This window comes from Rhizobium sp. H4, assembly GCF_003013335.1.
Lineage (GTDB): Bacteria > Pseudomonadota > Alphaproteobacteria > Rhizobiales > Rhizobiaceae > Rhizobium > Rhizobium sophoriradicis.
Genome location: NZ_PSOW01000007.1, coordinates 17,397 through 41,742, shown reverse-complemented (window position 1 = coordinate 41,742; position 24,346 = coordinate 17,397). Strand labels below are relative to the sequence as shown.

The following is a 24,346-nucleotide window of genomic DNA, read 5'->3' as shown; positions in this document are numbered from 1 at the left end:
TTCAATGTATCGTCGGCGCCGCCGCTGTGCCGGTCAGCGAACGGTATTCCCAGGCCGCGACAATGATCAGCACCAGCGTCGCCAGGATGCCCAACAGATAGATCTCGATGAACGGCGCCACAAAGGCGAGCAGGATCACAATCACGAGACCGGCCAGGTGCGACAGCGGCATTCGCCCGCTGGTCGCGCCCTTGAACCAGAGATTGCCGATCAGGAACAGGCCGGAACCGCCGAGCACCGCTGCGGCGATGCCGAGATCGCCCGTCTCATGCGGATGCGAGAACATGAACTCGACCGCGACCGCATGGACAATGATCCCGGCCAGGATCGGGATATGCCCATAGGTGAAGGCTTGCCGCGCCAAGGCTCCCGGCGTCGCCTCATGCTCGATACGGTGGGCGGCGCGCCCGTGGCCGAAGCGGAAATAGAGCCACCACATGGCGACCGTGCCGATGAAGCCGGTGACGAAGACGATGCTGGTCAGCCCCGAAACCGGCAGCTCCGAAAAGGTGCGGCCGGAAACGAGGATCGCCTCGCCGAGGCAGATGATAACGAAGAGCGCGCAGCGCTCGGCCATATGCGCGCCGGACACATCCCAGTCGCTCGGCCTCGACCGGCCGAGCCGAGGCACGGCAAAACCCGCGGCCGGCCCGATATATTCGATCGCAAGCGCGATCACCCAGGCGATCAGCCGAGCTTCATGCTCCAGCAATCCACCGGCAATCCAGAAGACGGCGGCTGCCACGAGCCAGGCGGTAATGCGGATGAAATTCAGCGTGTTGGCGCGGTCGACGCGCGTCATCGCATAAGTCGTAAAAAGCGAACGCCCGACCTGCATCGCTACATAGGCTCCGGCAAAAAGCAGCCCCTTGTCGCCGAAAGCTTCGGGAATGGAGGCTGACAGCACCAGCCCTAGCATCATCAGCACCACTAGCATGCCGCGCACCGGCATCTTGTCGGGATCGAGCCAGTTCGTCACCCAGGCGGTGAAGATCCACACCCACCAGACGGCAAAGGTCATCAGCGCCGCTTCGGCGGCACCGAGCGGCGTATAATGGGCGGCGAGCGCATGCGAAAGCTGCGAGATCGAAAAGACGAAGACCAGATCGAAGAACAGCTCGAGGAAGGTCACCTTGCTGCCGGCCGCACTCCCCTTAGCGCGCAGCCAGTTCTTTCCGTTCGCTTTCGCCATGTATCCCCCAATACCCATTGATTTCAGCGCGGCTTTTCCGCCGTGTCGCGGTTCATGCCCTTTTCCCTGAGCTCTTCCTCATAGACCGAAAACAGCTCCGCACCCCGTTCGCCGAGTTCGCGCAGATAGGTCCAGGTATAGATGCCGGTATCGTGCATGTCGTCGAAGCCGATCCTGACGGCATAATTGCCGGTCGGCGTCATCGAGATGATTGCCACGTTGCGTTTCCCCGGCACCGTCACCTTCTGGCCTGGCCCGTGGCCCTGCACCTCGGCCGATGGCGACAACACGCGCAAAAGCTCGGCCGACAGGTCGAAGCTGCGGCCGTCGTCGAAGGTTATTGCCAGCCGCTGCCGGTCTTTCGAAACACGAAGCTCGCTGGGCCAGGTATCGCTCATCTCTATCACCCTCTTTCCCCTGGAGAAGTAGGCGTTCGCCTTTTTCGTGGCAAGCGCAAATTAGCGTGTGCGAAATCCGTTTCCCTTGACGGCGCAATCACATATGCACAAATAGAAAGATATCGCTTGAAAACAGGCAGGCACACGGTCTGGCTCGTCAGATCCGGTTGCGGAGGAATAAGTGAATACGAGAATAGGAACGATAGGCGCCGCATCGCCGCTGGCTGCGGGCGCACACCCAATGATCGACCCTTTCGGCCGGGCAGTCACCTATCTCCGCGTCTCCGTCACTGACCGCTGCGATTTCCGCTGCACCTATTGCATGGCCGAGAACATGACCTTCCTGCCGAAGAAGGATCTGCTGACGCTCGAGGAACTCGATCGGCTCTGTTCCGCCTTCATCGCCAAGGGCGTGCGTAAGATTCGGCTGACCGGCGGCGAGCCTTTGGTGCGCAAGAACATCATGTATCTCGTGCGCCGGCTCGGCGAAAAGATCGGCTCCGGCCTCGATGAGCTGACGCTGACCACCAACGGCTCGCAGCTGTCGCGCCATGCCGAGGAGCTCTATGAATTCGGCGTGCGCCGCATCAATGTCTCGCTCGATACGCTCGACCCCGACAAATTCCGCAAGATCACCCGCTGGGGTGATTTTGCCAAGGTCATGGAGGGCATCGATGCGGCTCAGAAGGCCGGCATCAAGATCAAGCTCAACGCCGTGGCGCTCAAGGATTTCAACGACGCCGAGATACCCGATCTCCTGCGCTTCGCCCATGGCCGTGGCATGGACCTGACGGTGATCGAAACCATGCCGATGGGCGAGATCGACGAGGACCGCACCGACCAGTACCTGCCGCTCTCCGAGCTCCGCGCCGATCTCGAAGGTCAGTTCACGCTGACCGATATCGACTACCAGACCGGCGGCCCGGCCCGTTACGTCAGGGTCACAGAGACCGGCGGCCGCCTCGGCTTCATCACGCCGATGACTCATAACTTCTGCGAAAGCTGCAACCGTGTGCGCCTCACCTGCACCGGCACGCTCTATATGTGCCTCGGCCAGAACGACGCCGCCGATCTGCGCGCCGCACTGCGCGCCACCGAAGACGACGCCCTCCTCCACACCGCCATCGACGAGGCCATCACCCGCAAACCGAAAGGCCACGATTTTATCATCGACCGCACGCATAACCGCCCGGCGGTGGCGCGGCATATGAGTGTCACGGGTGGGTGATAAGCTGGCGGGTACGCCCACACCGCCCACCCTCATTCCTGTGCTCGTCACAGGAATCCAGCCACCGCGCGTCCGCGCGGTGAATGAGGCAATAGGACGGTTGAAGAAGTCTCTCGCGCCCAAGGACTTGGGCGCACTGGATTCCTGTGACAAGCACAGGAATGAGGGAGAATAGGTTGATGCCTGCGCCGGATTTTCTGCCGAGAGAGTGGCGTCAGCAGTGGCAGCCCTCGTCCTTCGAGGCCCCTCCGGGCACCACAGGATGAGGTCGGAAAGAGGACATCGCCTGGCGCACCGGACGTCAGCACAAACCCCTCACCCGGGCTTGCGCGCACAAATCGCAAACCGCTCCTGCACCATGCGCTCCAACCCACGCAAAAACGGCATCTTGCGCGCCTGTGCCCAGTGAATATCCCCGAGCTTGCGGTCGACGACGACGTCCACAAAGCCGGCCTTGCGCAGAAGATCGACGACCGCTTCGGCCGGCATCTCGTGCGAAAAATGCACGCGCGAGCGGATCTTCTGGTGCCGCGCCATCATCTCAGGCGACATATGGCTCGCCGCAGGCTTGCCTGATATCTTCGTCCAGAGCTTCTGCAGGCCCTTGACCCAGGTTTCCCGACCCATATTGCCGTCGAGGATCAGCACCTTGCCGCCCGGCTTCAACACCGCGAACCATTCCTTGAAAGCCGAAGCCGGATCGACCAGCGTCCAGACGAGATGCCGGTTGGTGATGACATCGTAGCTGTCGCGCGGCTCCATGGTGTTTTCGGCGTCGCCGGAAACGAAACGAATATCGGTGCCGCGCTTGTTCGCCTTGGCGCGCGCCTGCGCCAGCATCGCGTCCGACCAGTCGAGCCCGGTGACCTTGAAACCGACATCGTTCATCAGATGTGAGATCACGGCCGTACCGCAGGCAAGATCGAGCGCCGCGCGTCCCTGCCCCTCGCCGAGATGCTTTCGGATCAGCCGCTGCCAGCCCTTCCGCTCGCCTTCCGAAAAGATTTCATGGCCGACGCTCTGGTCGAAGGTCGCCGCCCTTTCCGACCAGAAATCGCGGATTTCATCGCGGATCGAATAATTTGTATTCATCGAATTCATCTCAAGTGCCCCGGCATCGGATTAGTTTGGAAACGCTCTAAAACATATAACTTGATTCATAAAGTCATATTTCCTATGCCTGCGGACATTATTCAGACGTCAGGGGAATTTCCAGATGAATTTCGTGAAAATGCTCGCAGTTTCCGCCGCTGCGATTGCCGGCTTGATGCCGCTTTCGGCCTGGGCGCAGTCCTTCACCATCAAGGATGTGGCAGGCCGTGAAGTCAGCTTCGAAAAGCCGGTCGAGCGTGTGATCCTTGGGGAAGGCCGCATGCTCTACGCCGTCGCGCCGATCGAAAAGGAAGATCCCTTCGCCAAGATCGTCGGCTGGCGTAACGACCTCTGGACCACAGACAAGGATGGCTTCAACGCCTATGTCGAGAAGTTTCCCAAGGGCAAGGACCTGCCCTTTCTCGGCAACCTGACCGACGGCACGCTGCAGACCGAAACGGTCGTCAAGCTTGATCCCGACGTGCTGCTGCTGCCGATCGGCAACAAGACCGCCGCCGACGAAGTCAAGCTCGAAGAGATGCTCGCCGGCATCGGCGTGAAGATCGTCTATATCGATTTCCGCGAGCACATTCTCGCCAACACCGAGCCGAGCCTGAAGATCCTCGGCAAGCTCTTCGGCCACGAGGATCGCGCGGACGCCGTCGCCGCCTACTGGAAGGAGCAGATGGCGCGCGTGACCGACAAGCTGAAGGCCGCCAATCCGCCGAAGCCGAAGGTCTTCATGTACCGCGCCGCAGGCCTGGTGGAGTGCTGCGGCACCTTCGGGCCTGATAATTTCGGGCTGATGGTCGATTGGGCCGGCGGCCACAATCTCGGCTCCGATTTCCTGCCGGGCTATACCGGCTCCATCAACGCCGAACAGGTCGTCGCCTCCAATCCTGAGGTCATCGTCGTCACCGGTTCCAACTGGAGCCAGACCAAGAATGCCAAGGATTATGTGAATGTCGGCCCGAGCGCTGCGTCTACCCTCGGCGACAGCCGCAAGGTGCTGAACACGCTGATGGAAAACCCTGCTTTCACCGGCTCCAAGGCAGTCGCCGGCGGCAATGTCCATGCGATCTGGCATCAGTTCTATACCAGCCCCTACCAGTTCGTCGCCGTCCAGCAGCTCGCCAAATGGTTCCATCCGAACCTCTTCGCCGATCTCGAGCCGGACGCCACCTTCAAGGAGTTCCACGAGAAATTCCTGCCGGTCGCCTATCGGCCGGGTTATTGGGTCGACGCCAAGGCGAGCCAGTAGTCCGAAATGGCCGAGATCGCCGCCATATCGGTTGAAGCAGAAGCCGGGAGGGAGCGCTACCGCGCCCTCACCCGGCGCAAGCTTTTGATCCTGGCCGCCATGACGGCAGCGCTTTGCCTGTCCTTCGCCGTCGATCTCGCCTGGGGGCCGGCCCGCTACAGCCTCGGCGAGGTCATCACCGCCCTCGTCGATCCCTCCTCCGTTTCCGATCAGGTGCGGGCCGTCGTCTGGAACATCCGCATGCCGGTCGCCGTCATGGCGATCGTCGTCGGCGCGTCACTCTCCGTTGCCGGAGCCCAGATGCAGACGATCCTCGCCAATCCGCTCGCCAGCCCCTTCACGCTCGGCATCTCGGCCGCAGCAAGCTTCGGTGCGGCGCTCGCAATCGTCACCAGCGTTCCGCTGCTGCCGGTCGCTGCCGGCCTGCTCGTGCCGGTCAATGCCTTCGTCATGGCGCTGATCGCCACGCTCTTCATCCATTTCGTCTCGCAGGCCCGCGGCGTATCAGTACAGACGGTCGTCCTCCTCGGCATCGCGCTAGTCTTCACCTTCAATGCATTGCTCGCCTTCCTGCAATATCTCGCCTCCGAACAGGCGCTGTCGGCCGTCGTCTTCTGGACGATGGGCAGCCTCACCAAGGCGACATGGCCGAAGATCTGGGTGACACTTGCCATCCTTCTGATCGCCCTGCCGCTCTTCGCCCGCAATGCCTGGGCGCTAACCGCGATCCGCCTCGGAGAGGACAAGGCCGCAAGCTTTGGCGTCAATGTCCGTCGCATTCGGCTGGAAACCATGCTTGTCGTTTCGCTGCTTGCCGCCGTGCCCGTCAGCTTCGTCGGCACCATCGGTTTCGTCGGCCTCGTTGGTCCCCATATCGCACGCATGATCCTGGGCGAGGATCAGCGCTTCTTCCTGCCGGGCTCGATCCTCTCCGGCGCGCTGCTGCTGTCGCTGACCTCGATCGTCTCGAAATCGATCATCCCCGGCGTCGTCTTCCCGATCGGCATCATCACCGCACTTGTCGGCGTGCCCTTCTTCTTCTCGCTCATCCTCTCGAACAGGAGCCGGTCATGGTAGCGCTTCAGTTACAGTCGGTCGGCGCCTATCACGGCCGCAAGCTCTTCGTCGAAGATGTCACGACGCCGGTGATGAAATCGGGCGAGATCGTCGCGGTCATCGGACCGAACGCCGCCGGCAAGTCGACGCTTTTCAAGCGCATCACCGGCCTGCTCAAGGGCCCGGGCGATGTCGTCGTCGAAGGCTCGAAGGCGAAAAACGCTATCAGCTACATGCCGCAGGATACCTCAGCCAATGCGGTGCTGACCGTCTACGAATCCATCCTGCTCGCCCGCAAACAAGGACAGTCTTGGGCCGTCGGCGACAGCGACCTGCGCTTCATCGACGAGATCATGGCAGCACTCGACATCACCGCGCTGGCCTTCCGCGATCTCGGCGCGCTGTCCGGCGGCCAGCGCCAGCTCGTCTCCATCGCCCAGGCGCTCGTCCGCGAACCCGAAATCATGCTGATGGACGAACCCACAAGCGCCCTCGACCTCCACCGCCAGATCGAGGTCCTCGATTTCATGCGCCGCCGGGCCCGCGCCAAAGGCATGCTCGTCCTCATCGCCATCCACGACCTCAACCAAGCGCTCCGCTTCGCCGACAAAGTCCTCGTCATCGCCAACGGCCGCATGCGCGCCTGCGGCGCCCCCAGGGATGTGCTCACCGCCGAAATGCTGCGGGAGATCTACCGGGTCGAAGCTAGGGTGGAGAAATGCTCGCTGGACCACGACCATGTCATCGTCGACGGGACGGCGCATTGAGGCTGGCACGGCCAACGCGAAAGACAGCGCATCCTGAAGCCCACATGCATGAGAGCCTCAGCCTGAAGTGCCAACACCCGAGAACGCGTCAGCCTAAGATGCCAACGCCCAAGAGAGCCTCATCCTGAGGCGCGTAGCCCGTAGGGCGAAGCCTCGAAGGACCAGGCGGGCGCTCCCACCCAGGCGCAACCATCTTGAGTAAGCACATAGGCACGCTGCGGCAGCATCCTTCGAGGCGAGCCTGCGGATCACACCTCAGGATGAGGACCCGTGGAGGATGCCGCTGCCCTTCAATCAATCAATCGCTGCGCGGTAAACTTGTCCGTAACCAGCATGTCGATGACCCCGACGCGGAGCGCACCTGCAATTGCGTCGGTCTTTTTGGCACCGCCGGCAAGGGCAATGACCCGGTCCACCCGCTCAAGATCCTCAAGTGGAAGCCCGATGACTCGGTCATCCAGGGGCGTCTTGACCGGCTTGCCGTTCTTATCGAAGAAGCGCAGCGAGATATCGCCGACGGCGCCCGCTTCCGCGAGATCAGAGAGTTCGCGCGAGGAAAAGATATTCCCTGATCGAGCGAGAAGTTCGGATGGTTCGACCGCTCCGATGCCGACGATCGCAAGCGTTATGCTGCCGAACAGGTCCATTGTCTCGCGGACGAACGGGTCGGCCTGCATCAGAAGTTTTGCTTCTCTTGATGTCGTCACGCCTTGCACCGGGAGCAATTTCGGCTCGGCGCCGGTCAGCCGGGCAAGCCGCGTGGTCAGCTGCGTCGCATGCGTCTGCACGGAAGGGTCACCCATGCCTCCAAGGGTCTGGACGACATACTTCGCCTGAGCGCTCTTCTGCGGATGAATGTTCTCGACCATCTTGAAGATGGTCTGGCTCCAACTCGAAACGCCGATGATCTCGCCGGGCGCAAGCGTCACCTCCAGGAGATGCGCCGCCGCCTCCCCGATACGAGCCATGATGGCTCCGTCCCGATCTTCCGTGCACTCCACGACGATTGCCTCCGGCAGATCGTATTTCTCGCGAAGCGCGCCCTCCAGCTCGCTATAGGTGCCGACGGGAGGGATCACGCTGGTTCGCACGATATCTTCAGCCTCGGCACGTTTGAGCATGCGCGATACCGTCGCCTGCGACAGGCGAAGGTGCTCTGCGATCTCCGCCTGTCGCCGCCCCTCGATGTGGTACATCTGGGCGACGCGTGAAATGAGGCGGAGTTCGTTGAGGCGAGTCATCACTGATCCCGGAGTGAATTTTTATTCACCTTTAACCTGTGTTTCGCGGGACGTCGAGCGGGCTAGCGCATCATTCCAAGTCGCCAGAAGGGCAGCTCGATCCACGGCTTGCGGCTCAATGGTTTGGGTGTTTCGCGGCAGCTCCGAGATGACATGCAGATCGCTCCATAAGCCGAGGGAGAGCCCCGCCAGATAAGCGGCGCCCAGGGCCGACGATTCGGGCGCTTCGCATTGAATCACGGGATGTTCGATGAGATTCGAGACACACTGCATCAGGAAGCGGTTCTGGCTCGGTCCGCCGTCCACATAGAGCGCGCCGAGCTCGCCGCCGCTCTGCGCCCGCATGGCTGCAATCACATCATGCACCTGGAAGGCGATGGAATCGGTTACCGACCGCGCCATTTGCGCACGTGATGTATTGAAGTTGATTTGGGAGAACAGAGCACGGGCGTCGGAATTCCAGTAAGGCGCACCGAGCCCCACGAACGCCGGCACGAAGCCAGGCGCGCCCGGCGCAGCACTCGCCGCAAGTTCGACAAGGGCAGCAACATCCGCCAGGCCGAGAATGTCAGCCATCCAGGGAAGGCTGGCGGCGCAAACGAGGATATTGCCCTCGAAAGCGAAAGTCGGCTTTCCCGCGATCCGCCATGCGACGGTGGTCGTGATGCCGTTGCGCGGGGCTATAAATTGCGGCAGCGTCGTCATGATAGAAGAGCCGGTTCCGAAAGTCACCTTGCCGTCGCCCGGCTTGAATGCTCCATGGCCGAAAAGGGCTGCGTGACTGTCTCCGATCGCGGCCATGACAGGCGTGCCGTCCGGCACCCCTGGCAATCCTTGCGTCCTGCCAAAATCGGCAGAGCTGTCGAGCACCTCGGGCAAGAGCGCGATATCGACGCCGAAGATCTCGCCAAGTTCCTCGCTCCATCTCTGTTCTCTGAGATCGAACAACTGGCTCCTGGCGGCATTCGAGGCGTCGCAGACATGCCGGCGCCCGCCCGTCAGGCAGTGGATGAGCCAACTGTCGACCGTTCCCAGCCGCACCGATCGCTCGGCTGGAATCCGATCGAGCAGCCATCTGAATTTCGAGCCCGGGAACATCGGATCCAGTGGCAGGCCCGTCAGCGCCTGCACACGGTCGAGGCGGCCTTCGGCGATGAGACGTTCGCAATCCTGCGCCGTTCGACGGCACTGCCAGCTGACCACCGGCCCAATCGCCTCTCCCGTTTTTGCGTCCCAGGCGGTGACGGACTCGCGCTGGTTGGAAATGGCAATGGCCTCGATGGTCGCGTCAAGGCCGGCCTTCAGGCAGGCGTCGATCGCTTCGCAGACCGAAGCGTAGAGCCGGTGTGGATCTTGTTCGACCCACCCCTCCCTCGGATAGGAGATTCCGACAGGAGACGAACCTCTGCCGATGATTTCCCCCGTCTCGGAAACGAGAACTGCCTTTGAATTGGTCGTGCCCTGGTCGATTGCCAGAATTGCCCGCATTCTATCCTCCACAGATCAGGCGGCGGCCGCGGCGCCAAAATGCGCCCCGACCGCTACACGCGATCCCCAGTTACTTGCGCTTGATCAGCGCCTGTGCAGCGTCGGCGATTGCGGACGGCGACATCCCATATTCGTCGAGCAGAAACTCTGCCGAACCGGTCGGGGCGTAGACGCCGGGAACGCCAAGACGCTTCATCGGAACTGGAGCATAATCGACCACCACTTCTGCCACGGCCGAGCCGAGCCCGCCAAAGATCGAATGCTCTTCGGCCGTAACGATCGCGCCGGTTTCCCTCGCCGCGGCGATGATGGCCTCCTCGTCGATCGGACGAACCGTTGCGAGGTTGAGCACTCTGGCATCGATACCGCGATCTGCAAGAATCTCGGCAGCCTTCACGATGCGATGGGTCAAGGTACCGTTGGCGATCAGGGTGACGTCGGAACCCTTGCGAAGGAGATTCGCCTTGCCGAGTTCGAACCTATGCCCCTCCGGAAGGAGGTCGGGCACACCGACGCGTGACAGACGCAGGAAGCAGGGTCCGATGTAGGTCGCCGCCCAGGCAACGGCGGCAGCGGTCTCGATCCGGTCGCAAGGCGCAATGACGGGAAGATTGGGCAGGACCCGCGTCCAGGCGAAGTCCTCGATCGAATGATGAGTCGGACCGAGTTCGCCATATGCCATTCCGGACGAAATGCCCACCAGCTTGACGTTGGCGTTCGAGTAGGAAATGTCGGCCTTGATCTGCTCCAGCGACCTCCCCGTGAGAAACGGAGCAGCGCCGCACACGAAGGGCAGCCGTCCGCCATTGGCGAGCCCTGCTCCGACGCCGACCATGTTCTGCTCCGCGATGCCGACATTGACGAGACGCTCCGGAAACCTCGACTTGAAGCCGCCGAGCTTGGAGGAACCGACGGAGTCGTTACAGACGGCAACGATCGTTTCGTTTTCAGCTGCCAGCCGCTCGAGCGTAGAGGCGAATGAGTCGCGGCAATCGTGGAGCTTGGGTGGGTTTACTGGCGCGTTCATTACAGTGCCTCCGACAATTCTGCCAATGCGATTTCGTATTGTTCCCTACTCGGCACCTTATGGTGCCACTCGACCCGGTCCTGCATGAAGGAGATTCCGTGGCCCTTGTTGGTATGGGCGACGATGCAGTGCGGTCCTGAACCCCGGTGTTCGAGAGCCGGAACGATCTCGCCCATACTGTTGCCGTCGATTTCGGTGACTTCCCAGCCGAAGGCTTCGAGCTTCGGACGAAGGGGCGCGAGATCGTTGGTTTCGGCCAGCGCAGCACCCTGCTGGAACCTGTTGTGATCGATGATCAAGGTCAAGTTATCGAGCTTGAACTGGGCCGCCGCCATGATCGCTTCCCAGTTGGAGCCCTCCTGCATCTCACCGTCGCCGGTGACGACATAGGTGTGATATCCAGCGCCCGAGAGTTTAGCGGCTTTCGCCATTCCGACTGCAACCGGAAGACCGTGGCCGAGCGGCCCTGTATTCGTTTCGACGCCGGGAACCTTGTTGCAGTTCGGATGCCCGTTCAGCCTCGAATGCGGCTGCAGGAAGGTGGAAATCTCCCCCTCCGGGATGAAGCCGCGTTTTGCGAGCGTCACATAGAGAGCGCAAGCCGTATGTCCCTTTGAAAGAACGAACCTGTCGCGGTCGGGATGTCTCGGCTGATCCGGCCAGACATTCAGCACACGAAAATAGAGCGCCGTCAAAATGTCGATGACCGACATCTCCCCGCCAATATGGCCGGCGCCCGCTTCAAAGACCGCCTGGAGATCGCGCAATCGGATCTCGCGGGCGATGCGCTCAAGTTCTGTCGTATCCATGGGTTCCTCTTCATGCATAAATATTCACTGTTCAATATTTTTGCATAACGCGCCGATTAGTCAAGCCTCTAAGCGAGAAGCTGGCAGCGCCATGCCGGAACAAATCCTGTTGACAGGGGAAAAGCAAGTTGTTAATGAATTTTCCAGCAACACTGAATAATTATTCTAGCTTGCACAAATATCGGATACAAGCCTAAGCATAGGGAGGAGCAATGGTGGCGCTCGATATCAATGAACAAAGGCTTTCGTCCGGCGCTTGGCTCGGCAAGCTCAAGGGAGCAACCGGTCCGCTCGTGGGATTGCTCGCGCTGTGCATCTTTCTGAGCTTCAGCACAGACACGTTTCTTTCGGTTCGAAACGGCCTCAATATCCTCGACCAGATCACCGTCCTCGGCATCATGGCGGTCGGAATGACGTTCGTCATCCTGATCGGCGGCATCGATCTCTCCGTCGGCTCCGCCCTCGCCCTGGCGATGATGGTCATGGGCTGGACCGCCAATGTCGCCGGCCTGCCGCTGCCCGTCGGGATCGCCTTCGCGCTGATCGCATCGGCTATTTCGGGCCTGATCGTCGGGCTATTGGTGACGCAGTTCAGGGTTCCAGCCTTCATCGCCACGCTGGCGATGATGTCGGCAGCCCGCGGCGTTGCAAACATGATCACCGACGGTCAGCAGATCGTCGGATTCCCCGACTGGTTCATGATGCTGGCAATCGATCGCCATTTCGGCGTGATGACTGCCACGGTCTTCCTCATGCTCGCGGTTGTTCTCGCGGCGTGGCTCTTCCTGCACTTCCGCTCCGAAGGCCGCATGCTCTATGCGGTGGGCGGCAACCCCGAAGTCGCACGCCTCGCCGGCATCAACGTTCCGCTGGTGACGATAGCTGTCTATGTCGTGAGCGCCGTGCTTGCGGGGCTTGCCGGCATCGTGCTCGCCGCCCGCCTGGATTCTGTCCAGCCGTCCAGTGGTCTTGGTTATGAGCTGGACACCATCGCTGCAGTCGTCATCGGCGGCACGTCGCTCTCCGGCGGCGCGGGCGGCATCGGGGGAACGCTGATCGGCGTCCTGATCATCGGCGTGCTTCGCAACGGTCTCAACCTTCTCAACGTCTCGCCCTTCCTGCAGCAGGTGATCATCGGGATCGTCATCGTGCTTGCGGTCGGCGCAGAGACCATTCGTCGGCGTCGCGCCTGACGCACATGGTCCGCCGCATTGGCGGACCCGGAATTCCGTCCCGGAAATTCGGGGCGGATCAATAACCCAAGGGGGAGGACATACCCTAGGGTCCATTAAACAACGGAGGAACTACAATGAAAATTGCGCGCACCATGCTCGCGTCCGCTGCACTGCTCGGTCTCATGCTCGGTCCCGTTCACGCAGCGGAACTGAAAAAGCTTGGCCTCGCCGTTGCCAACCTTCAGGCAAACTTCTTCAACCAGATCAAGCAATCGGTCGAGGCCGAAGCCAAGAAGCGCGGCATCGAGGTTATCACGGTCGATGCGAAGGGCGACGGGCCGACGCAGGTCAATCAGATCCAGGATCTTCTGACCCAAAAGATCGACGCGCTGATCTATATTCCGGCAGGTGCGGCAGCGGCGACGGTTCCGGTCAAGCTCGCGAAGAACGCCGGCATCCCCGTTGTCAACGTCGACCGCAACGCCGAAGGCGCGCCGGGCGATACATTCCTTGCCACGGATTCCGTCGCTTCTGCCAAGGCGGTGTGCGACTACATCCTGAAGGAAGCCGGCGGCAAGGGGAAGATGGTCATCATCCACGGCCAGAAGGGCACGACCCCGGAAGTCGATCGCTCCAAGGGCTGCGGTGAATCGCTCAAGGCCTATCCGGATGTGAAGGTCGTCGCCGAGCAATATTCGAACATCTGGAGCCAGGACGAAGGCTTCCAGATCATGCAGAACATGCTGCAGGCCAACCCCGACGTCTCGATCGTCTTCGCACAGGCCGACGGCCTCGCGCTTGGCGCCGCTCAGGCGATCAAGGTCGCAAATCCCTCGCAAAAGATCGTGGTCGGCGGCTTCGACGGCGATACCGCAGCTCTCGAAGCCCTCAGCAAGGGCGTCTTCAACGTGACGGCGACGCAGCAGACGCAGAAGATGGGCCGCGATGCAGTCGAAAACGCCGCCAAGCTTGTCGCCGGTGAAAAGGTGCCGCCGGTACAGCTCTTGGATGCCACGCTGACCACCAAGGAAAACGTCGCAGGCTTCATCGCCAACCATCCCTAAAGCATGTCGCGCAAAGTGTGCCGCGGTTTTGCGGCAACGACATGCGTAAAAACAAAGAGCTAAAGCGCGTCGCATGAATCAAGTTTGACGCGATGCGCTTTAGCGCATCGGCCCGAAAATCGGGAACGATTTTCGGAAAGCACGATGTGCAGATTCAAAGTGTTAGAGCGTCCTTTGTACGTCCGAAAGGACGCACGGCGCTCTAATGATGAAGTCGAGGTCTTGAGGAGGTGTGCCGTGACTGATCCCGTTCTTTCCCTGAGGGGCATATCCAAGTGGTATGGGCCGCTCCAGGTGCTGAAGAATGTCAGCCTGGACGTCTATCCCGGTGAAGTGGTCGCACTTCTCGGTGAAAACGGAGCGGGCAAGTCGACGCTGTCGGGCATCATTGCCGGCTCACGCACACCCTCCGAGGGATCGATGACGTGGCTGGGGCAGCCTTATGCCCCGGCCACCCCACGCGAAGCGATCGACAAGGGCGTTGTCCTGATCCATCAGGAACTGCAGCTTCTGCCGCAGCTGTCGATCGCCGAAAACGTCTTCATCGGACGCTGGCCGATGAAGAACGGCGTCGTCGATCGAGCTCAGATGGTCCGCCGGGCCCAGGACCAGCTCGCTCGCTTGAACCTTCATATACCTGCCACACGGATGGTCGCCGGCCTTTCCACGGCAAATCAACAGCTCATCGAGATCGCCAAGGCGCTCGCTCTCAATGCCAAGCTCCTGATCCTCGATGAACCGACAGCCGCCCTTGGCGGCGCCGAGACGGAAGCTCTGTTCGAACAGGTTCGCAAGCTTCGCTCGGAAGGTGTCGGCATCGTCTACATCTCGCACCGCATGGAAGAGATCAAGCAGATCACCGACCGGATCGTCGTTCTTCGCGACGGGGAGCGGGTGCAGGAATTCTCAGACAGTGCCACCCCGGTGCGAACGATCGTCGAGAGCATGGTCGGACGCCCGCTTGATCGCCTGTTCCCTGCCCTGCCGGTTCCAACCGACCGCCCGGTCCTTGAGGTGTCCGGGCTGAGCTCGCCTGAGAACTCTTTCCGTGACGTTACCTTCGAGGTTCGGGCAGGCGAAATTCTCGGCATCGCCGGACTGGTCGGCGCCGGCCGCACCGAACTGGTGCGGGCGATTTCGGGAGCAGACCCGATCAGTGCGGGTTCGATCAAGCTGGAAGGCGAGGAACTCAGGCTGCGGGACCCGGCCGACGCGATCGCCAAAGGCATCGTGATGGTTCCGGAAGACCGCAAGGAGCAGGGCCTGATCGTCGGGCACCGGATCAGCGAGAACATTGTCTACGCCAACCTCGACAAATTGGGCGGTGGCTGGATTACGCCGCGCATCAAGCGCTCGTTTGCGGAAAAGGCTGTTGCGAAGTTCGGCGTCAAGGGCCGCGCCGAGCAATTCGCCTCTGACCTTTCCGGCGGCAACCAGCAGAAGGTGGTGATCGCGAAGTGGCTGTTGCGTGATCCCAAGGTCGTCGTGCTCGACGAACCGACGCGAGGCATCGACGTCGGCGCCCGCGCGGGCATCTACGACATCATCGTCAATCTTGCCAAACAGGGTGTGGCCGTCATCGTCGTAAGCTCCGACCTCGAGGAAGTTCTCGGAATTTCCAATCGCATTCTCGTGCTTGCCCAGGGCAAGCAGGCAGGCATCCTCGATCGTGACCAGGCAAATGACGTCTCAGTCATGGAATTAGCGACCATCTAAACAGACAGAGAAAGGAAGAGCGGTGTCCGACATCACTCTGAACGCCCCGAAGCTTTTCGATCTCAGCGGCCAGGTTGCCATCGTCACCGGTGCCGGCAGCGGCATCGGGCAGCGCATTGCCATTGGACTTGCGCAATGCGGCGCTGATGTGGCGCTGCTCGACCGTCGAACCGACGACGGACTGGCCAAGACTGCTGAACATATTCGCGCCGCCGGCCGCCGTTCGATCGAGATCGCGGCCGATGTCACAAACAGATCCTCGCTTGCCGATGCCGTCGCACGAACCGAAGCGGAACTCGGCGCCCTGACTTTGGCCGTCAACGCTGCAGGCATCGCCAACGCGAACCCGGCGGAAGATATGGAGGAGGATCAATACCAGACGTTGATGGATATCAACCTGAAGGGCATATTCCTTTCCTGCCAGGCCGAGGCCCGCGCCATGCTGAAGAATGGACGCGGCTCCATCGTCAACATCGCCTCCATGTCGGGCGTCATCATCAACCGGGGCCTCAGCCAAGCGCATTACAACGCCTCCAAGGCCGGTGTCATCCATATGTCGAAGTCGATGGCGATGGAATGGGTCGGCCGCGGCATTCGCGTCAACACCATCTCGCCGGGATATACGGCAACGCCGATGAATACCCGTCCGGAGATGGTTCATCAGACCAAGCTCTTCGAAGAGCAGACGCCGATGCAGCGCATGGCTGATGTCGACGAGATGGTCGGTCCGGCCGTGTTCCTGCTGTCGAACGCAGCAAGTTTCGTGACGGGCGTCGATCTTCTCGTCGATGGCGGTTTCTGCTGCTGGTGATGCGGATGTGAAAGCTTGCTGCCGGCAACCGGCACCTGAAACGATCTCGCTTCCTCCCTGGCTGAGATCGAGGCGCTGAAGGGAGCAACGGGCAAGACGGCGCGATATCGTCGTCCGCCCGCCCTTCCCGCCGATAAACGAGCTGAGGCCACGGCGCCGCCATTGGCGTTCAAGAACGCGCGCATCCGTGGAACGGATTGCCATCGCCGAGGGATATTTGAAAGGAAAGAGGATGAAACGCTTCGAAAACAAGACTGTCGTTATCACAGGGGCCAGCCGCGGCATCGGCGCGGCCATCGCCAAGCGCTTTGCGCGCGAAGGCGCCAATCTCGTCGTCTCGGCGAACGAGGATCTGGTCCACGGCGTTGCCGAAGCGATAAGGGCCGAAGGCGGCAAGGCGATCTCCTTCATCGGCGATGTCACCGACAAGGCGAGCGTCCAGGCGCTCTACGATGCCGCCGAGGGTGAGTTCGGCGCGGTTGACGTCTCGATCCAGAATGCCGGCGTCATCACCATCGCCCGCATCGAGAACATGACCGAAAACGAGTGGGACAAGGTCATGGCCGTCAACACCAAGGGCGTCTTCCTCTGCGCCCAGGAGGCCATTGCCAGAATGCGCAAGCACAAGCGCGGCGGCCGCATCATCAACACCGCCTCCGGCCAGGCCCGCGACGGCTTCATCTACACGCCGCACTACGCCGCCTCGAAAATGGGCGTCGTCGGCATCACCCAGAGCCTGGCCAAGGAAGTCGCGACCGACAACATCACCGTCAACGCCTTCTGCCCCGGCATCATCGAAACCGACATGTGGGCTTATAACGACCAAGCCTGGGGCAAGCTCCTCGGCAACTACGCCCCCGGCGAACTGATGAAGGAATGGGTCGAAGGCATTCCGATGAAGCGGGCCGGAACCGGCGAAGATGTCGCCGGCCTGGTCACCTTCCTCGCCAGCGACGACGCCGCCTACATCACCGGCCAGACGATCAATGTCGACGGTGGGTTGATTATGTCCTGAGCCCAGGGACGGTGGCCGACCTCGTCCTTCGAGGCCCCATTCGGGGCACCTCAGGATGAGGTCGGCGAGAGGCCTGTAGCGCTTGTCGCACCAAAAGCCGCAGCCGCATGGCACCACAATCAGCCCTCATCCTGAGGCGTGCAGGCCGCGGGCCGGAGCCTCGAAGGACGAGGGCGGGTGGCTCGACCTGCAACAGGCCGATCCCGCCCTCGCCCACCCTACGTCCGGCTGATCGAAACCCCGCCATCGGCGAGCATCGCCGTGCCTGTCACGAAGCTCGCCATATCGGACGCCAGGAACAATGCGGCATTGGCGATCTCCTCAGGCTGGGCCATACGTTTCAGCGCATGCAGCCCCTCCACAAAAGCCAGGACTTCCGACGTCGCGTCGGGCGCATTGGTAATGCTGGCCGGCGTATCGGTGCCGCCGGGAAGCAGGGCGTTGACGCGGATGTTCTGCCGTCCGAGTTCGGCGGCGAGCACCTGCACGAAACCTATCAGCCCGGCCTTGCTCGCCGCATAGGCAGCCATGCCAGGCATGCCGGCAGTGTGGCCGACGAAGGTTGAGGTGAAGATCAATGATCCACCTTTTCCCATCGCCGCCGATTGGTGTTTGGCGCCGAGGAAGGCGGCGGTGAGGTTGGTCTCGAGCGTCTCGCGCCAGCCCTCCGGCGACAGCTCCGCCACTGGTCCCATCTCCCCGACGCCGCCGGCATTGTTGAACGCGATATCGAGCTTGCCGAAACGCGAAACCGCCGTATCGACGAGCCTTGCCTGCAACGCCTCGTCCTTGACATCGCCCGATATGGCGACGGCCTGCCCGCCCCCCGCCTCGATTTCGCCGACGACGGCATCGAGCGCCTCCTGTCGCCGTCCCGTGACCACGAGCTTCGCACCCTCTCGCGCAAAGAGTTTCGCCGCCGCGCGGCCGATGCCGGAGCTCGCGCCTGTGATGATTGCGACCTTGTCGTTCAGAAGTGTCATGTCCGTATCTCCTCAGTTGTCGAGGCATCCCAAATCTCAAACATCAGGCGATGCAGCCACCCGTTTCCCGCGCGCACAAACGAAAACCGCACGCAATCGATGTTCTCGGTCGGCGATCAACTCGATCGCCGATGGAGGACGGAAGCATCGATACGCATTGGAAGTATCGGATTCACACTGCAAACCTTCACTTGCGGCGGTTTTCAAACATTCACCTGCCGCAACGTCGGCACCATTGTGCGCTGCATCAACGATTTATCCGCGGTGTGGCATTCATTCGATTCCCTTGATGTATCTTCCCGACTAAGAAGGGGCGCACAGGTAATGGGAATCTCTTCATGCCGCGGTCACGCAATACTGAGGGCGCCATCTATATGAGCTTGGCGATGGCCGGCTTTTCCGCAAGCGACGCTCTCTCCAAATCGGTGATCGCCTCTATGAATGCCGGCGAGATCATGTTCCTGCGCGGCCTGTTCACCAGCGTGCTCGTCTATCTGATCGCCTGGAAAATGGGCGCGCTGCGCTCTTGGCGCATTGTGCTGCAGCCGATGATCATCTTCAGGATCATCTGCGAGATGCTGTCGGCGGTCACCTATATCACCGCGCTCGGCATGATGCCGATCGCCAATGCCTCGGCGATCCTGCAGTCGCTGCCGCTGGTCGTCACCTTCGGTGCCGCGCTGTTCTTCAACGAGCCGGTCGGCTGGCGGCGCTGGTTGGCGATCCTGGTCGGCCTCGTCGGGGTGATGATCATCATCCGTCCCGGCCCCGAAGGCTTCACTGTCGCCGCCCTCCTCTGCGTCAGCGCGGTGCTGACGACGGCCAGCCGCGATCTCGCCACCCGCTCGATCGATCCGGAGATTCCCTCGCTGATGATCACCGTCATCACCGCCATCTCCGCCTCCTTCTTCGGCGCTTTGCTCATCCCGATGCTCGGCGGCTGGCAACCGGTCAGCGCGACGTCGCTAGGGCATCTGCTGCTCGCCTCAGTGCTGGTGCTCGTCGGCTACCAGTCGGTCATTCTCGCCATGCGCACTGGCGAAATCTCCTTCGTCGCGCCCTTCCGCTATACCAGCCTGATCTTTTCCTCGCTGCTCGGCTTTTTCTTCTTCGCCGAAGTGCCCGACAGTTGGACGCTCCTGGGCGCTGCAATCGTCATCGCCTCCGGCCTCTATACGTTCTATCGTGAAGCCAAGCGCCGTGTGCCGCCGATCGCTCAGGAATCCGCGCCGCGCTCACCGGTTTGAGGCAGGATTGATGACGGAGTTCTCGCTCGACAGATCCGAAATAGCAGGCGTCGTGCTGGCCGGCGGCCGCTCACAGCGCATGGGCCGCGACAAGGCGAACGTCATGCTCGGAGCCGAAAGCCTGTTGCACCATGTCCTGAGCCGCCTCTCGCAACAGGTCGCCGCCGTCGCCGTCAATGCCGATGCCGCTGCAGAAGATGTGCCCGTCGTGCCCGACCGTCTTCCCGGCAAGGCCGGGCCATTGGCCGGCATTCACGCGGCCATGCTCTATGCCGCCGGCCTTCCCGGGATCACCCATGTCGTCACCGTCTCGGTGGATTGCCCGTTCTTCCCCGCCGACCTCGTCGCCCGGCTGGCAGCAGCGCTCGAACGCCCGTCGCAGATCGCCATCGCGGCCTCCGAAGGCCGCAGCCATCCCGTTTTCGGGCTCTGGCCGGTGACGCTCGCCGCCGATCTCGAAGCCTGGATCGCCAACGACGAGAAACGCCGCGTGCGCGACTTCCTGTTGCGGCATGACGTTACGGAAGTCGCGTTTCCGCTTCATCCGACCCGCGCCAGCCTTCTCGATCCCTTCTTCAACATCAACACGCCGGACGATCTTGTCGAGGCGCAACGCTGGCTGGAGGCCCTTCGCGCATGACCGCACCGAAAATCTTCGGCATCGCCGGCTGGAAGAACTCGGGCAAGACCGGCCTCGCCGTCCGGCTGGTGACCGAGTTTACGCGCCGCGGCTACAGGATCTCGACGATCAAGCATGCCCATCATGATTTCGATATCGACAAGGTCGGCGCCGACAGCTACCGCCACCGCCAGGCCGGCGCCCACGAGGTTACCATCGTTTCCGGCACGCGTTACGCGATCATGCATGAGCTACGCGGCGCGCCCGAACCCGAGTTCGAGGAAATCCTCGCCCGTCTCGCCCCCTGCGATCTCGTTCTGATCGAAGGCTATAAGCGCGAGCCGATCCCGAAGATCGAAGCCCGCCGCCTGGAAGCCGCAAACCGTACGCCGCTCGCGCCTGACGATCCTCACATCGCGGCGATTGCTGCCGATCATCCCGTCACCGATACGGCCCTGCCTGTCTTCAACCTCGACGACACCGCCGCTATTGCCGATTTCATCGCTGAGATTCTCGGTCTTGAGACCGGCGTTAGCTAGCTCGCTGATTTGAGGGGCATGTCCGTGTCTCTTGCCATCGCCTTGTGAATTTCCCTTGCGAGCTGATCCTGGTTGTACGGCTTTCCCAATCTTGGAAGGTCGACCTCGGCGCCGGCAGGAAGATCGGCATAACCCGTTGCCAGCACGATCGGCAGTGTCGGCCGAATGGTCCGCACCGCCTGGGCAAGCTGCGCGCCGGTCATGCCCGGCATCGAATAGTCAGTAATCATCACGTCGAAATGTCCGCCGGTCCTGATCAGCTCCAGCGCCTGCGAGCCGGAATTTGCTTCGACGACTTCATGGCCGAGATCTTCAAGCATCTCGACCGAACTCATGGCAATTAAGGTATCATCGTCGACTAGAAGGATTTTTAGCTTCGATGCGGTTTGCGGGAGAGGCAAATCGGTTTCAGCCGGCTGCTCAGGGCGCCGTTCGGTTGCGGGAAGCCATAATTCGGCAGTCGTTCCCACGCCGAGCTTGCTCGTCAGGCGCAGCGCGCCATTGAGCTGGACGGCAAGGCCGTGAATCATTGACAGCCCAAGGCCAGTGCCCTTTCCGAGCTCCTTGGTCGAGAAGAAGGGATCGACGGCCTTCTTCAGCGTCTCCGCGTCCATCCCGCTGCCGTTGTCGGTCACGCTGAGGACGAGATAGGTCCCCCCGTCGAGGTCGCCGGCGTCACCTACGACTTGTTCTTCGCGCAGCGAGATCGACAGCACGCCTCCATCCGGCATCGCATCGCGCGCATTGACGGCAAGGTTGAGCAGCGCCAGTTCGACCTGGTTGGCATCGACCAGTGCCGGCTGCAGCCCCGGCAGCAGCCGGGTTTCGATGCTGACTGACGATCCCACCGAGCGACGCAAGAGGTCGTTCATTCCGGATACCAGTTCGGCCAGATCGACCGGCTTTACCTGAAGATCCTGCCGTCTGGCGAAAGCCAGCAGACGCTGTGTTAGGGCCGCCCCGCGGCGAGCGCCCTGAACGGCGCCTTCGACCAGCCGCGACGCTTTCCGATCTCCCGTTACATGCTTACCGAGCAGTTCGAGATTGCCGAGAACGACCATCAGCAAATTGTTGAAATCATGCGCGACGCCGCCGGTCAGTTGGCCGATCGCTTCCATTTTCTGCGAATGGCGAAGCTGCTCCTGGGCCTGTTCTCTCTGAGCTACCTCCTCGAGCAAGCTCCGATGGGCAGCATGCACCTCGCCGGTCCGTTCCCTCACCCGCTCTTCGAGGCTCTCATTCAGTCGTCTGAGGTTCTCCTCGGTGGTCTTGCGGGCCGTGGCATCGGAGGAAACGCCGACGAGCTTCTTCGCCGAGCCATATCTGTCGGCATAAAGCTGCGCATGCACCTCCACCCAATGCAGCGATCCATCCGGCCAGATCGTTCTGTGTTCGACCGAATAATCGCGTCCTGTTTCGATCGTCCAATCTAGGTTTGTCTGAACGAGCTCTCGATCATCGCGATGGATGCTCGCAATCAAATCGGGATAAGTGAATTCCTCGTTCGGACCTCGGCCGAAGATCGCCTTGCAGGTATCGGAGGCCGATAATCTCATTGAGAATAGTTCGAGTTCCCATGCACCGAGGCGGCCGGCAGCAAGCGCGCCCTGCAGCCGCCGCTCTCCCTCGCTGAGAGCCTCAAGATGGGCGCGCGCCTGGTACTGTCGCAGCCGTCCCCTCAACGCCGTCCTGGCAATACTGATGAATGATGTGGCGTGAAAAGGTCTCTCCAGGAAGGTAACATTGGCAAGGACCTCGGAAAGCCTGGCAGCAGCTGGATTTCGCTCCGGCCCGCCGCCCCGCGTGGTGAGCACGATGAACGGCAGATCAGACCAGCTCGGCTGAGACGAAATCCAGGCAGCGATCGGCTTCAGATCACTTGAGCGAACAGCCTCCTCCGTCAGGATGCCGAAGGCGACATCGTCATCAAGCAATGCCGCGAACATCGGAAGGTCCTGAGCAGTAACCGCTGTTGCGCCGGCTTCGTTCACCAGGGATGCCGCCACCAGAGCATCGCGTCCGGTCGGTGCGTAGATCAGCGCCTTTGGTTGACCGGAATTAGGAATTGCCGCCAACCCCGCTATCGCGCGACATAAGCGACGCGGTGTCTGAAACAAATTCCGGAACGCCGCGCAGCACTCCCTGAAATCCGACAAGCGGTCCTCCGAATGTCAGGCCCGCCGCGCCGATGCGATATTCCCGGATTGTATCCTCGTGGAATCCGGTCCTCTTCTTGATCACCGATACTGCGCGTCGTACCCTTCCCGCCGCCTCGAAATAGCGCAGCAGAATGACGGTATCGGCAAGATAGGTGACGTCGACCGGCGCCTTCATGTCACCGACCAACCCGTGTTGGGCGACGGTGAGGAAGGTGTTTGCGCCTTGTCTGTTCAAATATTGCAGTAGCTCATGCATGTGGAGGATCAACGAATTCTCATCCGGCATCGAAGCCTGATATCCGTTGATGCTGTCGATGATGACGGTTTTGGCGCCTGACTTGTCGACGCAGTCCCGCACACGATGCGCAAATTCGCCGGGTGACAATTCGGCGGCATCCACTTGCTCGATATGAACAAGGCCAGCGTCCCTCATCGCTTCCAGATCGATTCCAAGCAGCTTCAGCCGCCCGAAAAGCAAGCCAAGCTCTTCATCGAAAATGAAGGCCGCCGCCTTCTCTCCCCGCCCGATCGCTGCGGCAAGGAATTGAAACGAAAAAGTGCTTTTCCCGGTCCCGGCCGGCCCAAGAATGAGCGTACTGGAGCCCCTCTCGAGTCCGCCGCCCAACAGAAGGTCCAGTTCCGCAATATCGCTCGAAACATCGTCACGGGCGTAACTCGTCCTGTGCTCTGATGCAATGAGGCGGGGGAATACGACGACGCCGCCGGTTTGAATGGTGAAATCGTGATAACCACCGCGGAAGGCTTGGCCGCGATATTTTATGACCCTCAGGCGTCGCCGTTCGGAGCCGTAGCCGGGCGCCAGTTCCTCGAGATGGATGACCCCATGTACGACGCTGTGAACCGTCTTGTCGAGGACGTCTGACGTCAGGTCGTCGAGCAGAAGCACGGTCGCCCCCTGCCGGGCGAAGTAATGTTTGAGCGCAAGGATCTGCCGGCGGTAGCGCAGCGAGCTTTGCGCCAGCAGCCTTATCTCCGACAGGCTGTCAAGAACGACACGGCTTGGCCGAACCCTCTCGAACGCGGCGAAAATTTCCTTGGTCGTCTCCCCGAGCTCAAGGTCTGACGAATAAAGCAAGCTCTGCTGCTGGTCGGAATCCAGCAGGCTTTCCGGGGGCACGACCTCAAAGACTTCGATATTGCCATCGATGATCATGCCGTGCGACGCGGCTCCAGCTCGCAATTCGCTCTCGGTTTCCGAGAGCGTGATGTAGAGCCCGCGCTCGCCAAGCCGCGCGCCTTCAATCAGAAACTGCAGTGCAATAGTGGTCTTTCCAGCCCCTGGATTTCCCTCGAGTAGAAACACGTGGCCGGCGGAAAGGCCCCCTGCCAGAATTGTGTCCAAACCGGACACTCCGGTCCGAGCTTTCGCGGCAGGAATAGCAGTATTCATTCATTGTTTCCTTCATTTTCACTTTGAATTAGTGGTGAAGGATGGAAT

At 61.2% G+C, this 24,346-nt stretch carries 22 protein-coding genes; 12 read left to right on the top strand and 10 right to left on the bottom strand.

The genetic code is table 11. The features are described 5' to 3' along the window. Position 1 precedes the first annotated feature (1 nt). Both C4N04_RS12410 and C4N04_RS12405 read right to left on the bottom strand, forming a co-directional pair. The gene (locus C4N04_RS12410) at positions 2 to 1,192 is read right to left on the bottom strand and encodes a low temperature requirement protein A (RefSeq protein ID WP_077989268.1); all 1,191 of its coding nucleotides are present in this window, start codon (positions 1,190 to 1,192) and stop codon (positions 2 to 4) included. A gap of 23 nt (positions 1,193 to 1,215) precedes the next feature. Continuing rightward, positions 1,216 to 1,590: a DUF971 domain-containing protein gene (locus C4N04_RS12405; RefSeq protein ID WP_039620100.1), complete on the bottom strand. Its 375-nt coding sequence runs from the start codon at positions 1,588 to 1,590 to the stop codon at positions 1,216 to 1,218. Between the two features lie 181 nt (positions 1,591 to 1,771). Between C4N04_RS12405 and moaA the strand changes: the two genes are divergently transcribed. After that, a complete protein-coding gene (gene moaA / locus C4N04_RS12400; protein WP_106796139.1) occupies positions 1,772 to 2,818 on the top strand; it encodes a GTP 3',8-cyclase MoaA in 1,047 nt (348 codons plus the stop codon). Between the two features lie 315 nt (positions 2,819 to 3,133). Here the strand turns inward: moaA and C4N04_RS12395 are convergent, their stop codons facing one another. Further along, positions 3,134 to 3,919, bottom strand: coding sequence for a methyltransferase domain-containing protein (locus C4N04_RS12395; protein WP_106796138.1), 786 nt, complete (start codon positions 3,917 to 3,919; stop codon positions 3,134 to 3,136). A gap of 115 nt (positions 3,920 to 4,034) precedes the next feature. Between C4N04_RS12395 and C4N04_RS12390 the strand changes: the two genes are divergently transcribed. Genes C4N04_RS12390 through C4N04_RS12380 form a run of 3 tightly spaced genes read left to right on the top strand, consistent with a single transcriptional unit; the run spans position 4,035 to position 6,994 of the window. After that, positions 4,035 to 5,171, top strand: coding sequence for an ABC transporter substrate-binding protein (locus C4N04_RS12390; protein WP_106796137.1), 1,137 nt, complete (start codon positions 4,035 to 4,037; stop codon positions 5,169 to 5,171). A gap of 6 nt (positions 5,172 to 5,177) precedes the next feature. Further along, the gene (locus C4N04_RS12385) at positions 5,178 to 6,248 is read left to right on the top strand and encodes an iron ABC transporter permease (RefSeq protein WP_106796136.1); all 1,071 of its coding nucleotides are present in this window, start codon (positions 5,178 to 5,180) and stop codon (positions 6,246 to 6,248) included. Then, entirely contained in the window at positions 6,242 to 6,994 is a 753-nt protein-coding gene (locus C4N04_RS12380) for an ABC transporter ATP-binding protein (protein WP_096761835.1), read from the top strand. Before C4N04_RS12385 ends, C4N04_RS12380 begins: the two co-directional genes overlap by 7 nt. Before the next feature lie 290 nt (positions 6,995 to 7,284). On the opposite strand, the gene C4N04_RS12375 is transcribed toward C4N04_RS12380, so the two are convergent. The 4 genes from C4N04_RS12375 to C4N04_RS12360 form a co-directional block, all read right to left on the bottom strand. Beyond that, a complete protein-coding gene (locus C4N04_RS12375; protein ID WP_009996926.1) occupies positions 7,285 to 8,235 on the bottom strand; it encodes a sugar-binding transcriptional regulator in 951 nt (316 codons plus the stop codon). Between the two features lie 21 nt (positions 8,236 to 8,256). Then, positions 8,257 to 9,723: an FGGY-family carbohydrate kinase gene (locus tag C4N04_RS12370; RefSeq protein ID WP_106796135.1), complete on the bottom strand. Its 1,467-nt coding sequence runs from the start codon at positions 9,721 to 9,723 to the stop codon at positions 8,257 to 8,259. A gap of 70 nt (positions 9,724 to 9,793) precedes the next feature. After that, positions 9,794 to 10,750, bottom strand: coding sequence for a transketolase family protein (locus C4N04_RS12365; protein ID WP_106796134.1), 957 nt, complete (start codon positions 10,748 to 10,750; stop codon positions 9,794 to 9,796). Then, the gene (locus C4N04_RS12360; RefSeq protein ID WP_106796133.1) at positions 10,750 to 11,559 is read right to left on the bottom strand and encodes a transketolase; all 810 of its coding nucleotides are present in this window, start codon (positions 11,557 to 11,559) and stop codon (positions 10,750 to 10,752) included. Before C4N04_RS12360 ends, C4N04_RS12365 begins: the two co-directional genes overlap by 1 nt. 212 nt (positions 11,560 to 11,771) lie before the next feature. On the opposite strand from C4N04_RS12360, the gene C4N04_RS12355 reads away from it, so the two are divergent. From C4N04_RS12355 to C4N04_RS12335, 5 genes are all read left to right on the top strand, one after another. Then, complete coding sequence (locus C4N04_RS12355; RefSeq protein ID WP_064685358.1) at positions 11,772 to 12,752, top strand: ABC transporter permease; 981 nt, start codon at positions 11,772 to 11,774, stop codon at positions 12,750 to 12,752. Positions 12,753 to 12,868: 116 nt separating this feature from the next. Beyond that, the gene (locus tag C4N04_RS12350; protein ID WP_012484069.1) at positions 12,869 to 13,798 is read left to right on the top strand and encodes a sugar ABC transporter substrate-binding protein; all 930 of its coding nucleotides are present in this window, start codon (positions 12,869 to 12,871) and stop codon (positions 13,796 to 13,798) included. A 237-nt stretch (positions 13,799 to 14,035) separates the two neighbouring features. Next, the gene (locus C4N04_RS12345) at positions 14,036 to 15,514 is read left to right on the top strand and encodes a sugar ABC transporter ATP-binding protein (protein ID WP_077989275.1); all 1,479 of its coding nucleotides are present in this window, start codon (positions 14,036 to 14,038) and stop codon (positions 15,512 to 15,514) included. 22 nt (positions 15,515 to 15,536) lie between these two features. Beyond that, positions 15,537 to 16,325, top strand: a complete 789-nt coding sequence (locus C4N04_RS12340) for an SDR family oxidoreductase (protein WP_106796132.1) — start codon at positions 15,537 to 15,539, stop codon at positions 16,323 to 16,325. Positions 16,326 to 16,557: 232 nt separating this feature from the next. Next, complete coding sequence (locus tag C4N04_RS12335; RefSeq protein WP_106796131.1) at positions 16,558 to 17,340, top strand: glucose 1-dehydrogenase; 783 nt, start codon at positions 16,558 to 16,560, stop codon at positions 17,338 to 17,340. 218 nt (positions 17,341 to 17,558) lie between these two features. Here C4N04_RS12335 and C4N04_RS12330 read toward each other — a convergent pair whose 3' ends face one another. Continuing rightward, positions 17,559 to 18,323: an SDR family oxidoreductase gene (locus C4N04_RS12330; protein WP_106796130.1), complete on the bottom strand. Its 765-nt coding sequence runs from the start codon at positions 18,321 to 18,323 to the stop codon at positions 17,559 to 17,561. Between the two features lie 338 nt (positions 18,324 to 18,661). Here C4N04_RS12330 and C4N04_RS12325 point away from each other — a divergent pair, with 338 nt between their 5' ends. Genes C4N04_RS12325 through mobB form a run of 3 tightly spaced genes read left to right on the top strand, consistent with a single transcriptional unit; the run spans position 18,662 to position 20,728 of the window. After that, positions 18,662 to 19,570 (top strand): DMT family transporter, encoded by a 909-nt coding sequence (locus tag C4N04_RS12325; protein ID WP_106796129.1) that lies wholly within the window; start codon positions 18,662 to 18,664, stop codon positions 19,568 to 19,570. 10 nt (positions 19,571 to 19,580) lie between these two features. Then, a complete protein-coding gene (mobA, locus tag C4N04_RS12320; RefSeq protein ID WP_096761843.1) occupies positions 19,581 to 20,210 on the top strand; it encodes a molybdenum cofactor guanylyltransferase MobA in 630 nt (209 codons plus the stop codon). Then, a complete protein-coding gene (gene mobB, locus C4N04_RS12315; RefSeq protein ID WP_106796128.1) occupies positions 20,207 to 20,728 on the top strand; it encodes a molybdopterin-guanine dinucleotide biosynthesis protein B in 522 nt (173 codons plus the stop codon). The genes mobA and mobB overlap by 4 nt, the downstream gene beginning before the upstream one ends. On the opposite strand, the gene C4N04_RS12310 is transcribed toward mobB, so the two are convergent. Beyond that, positions 20,725 to 22,812 (bottom strand): PAS domain-containing hybrid sensor histidine kinase/response regulator, encoded by a 2,088-nt coding sequence (locus tag C4N04_RS12310; RefSeq protein WP_199852463.1) that lies wholly within the window; start codon positions 22,810 to 22,812, stop codon positions 20,725 to 20,727. The two genes, mobB and C4N04_RS12310, sit on opposite strands and share 4 nt — an antisense overlap. Further along, the gene (locus tag C4N04_RS12305) at positions 22,787 to 24,298 is read right to left on the bottom strand and encodes an ATPase domain-containing protein (RefSeq protein WP_106796126.1); all 1,512 of its coding nucleotides are present in this window, start codon (positions 24,296 to 24,298) and stop codon (positions 22,787 to 22,789) included. Before C4N04_RS12305 ends, C4N04_RS12310 begins: the two co-directional genes overlap by 26 nt. Between the last annotated feature and the right edge of the window lie 48 nt (positions 24,299 to 24,346).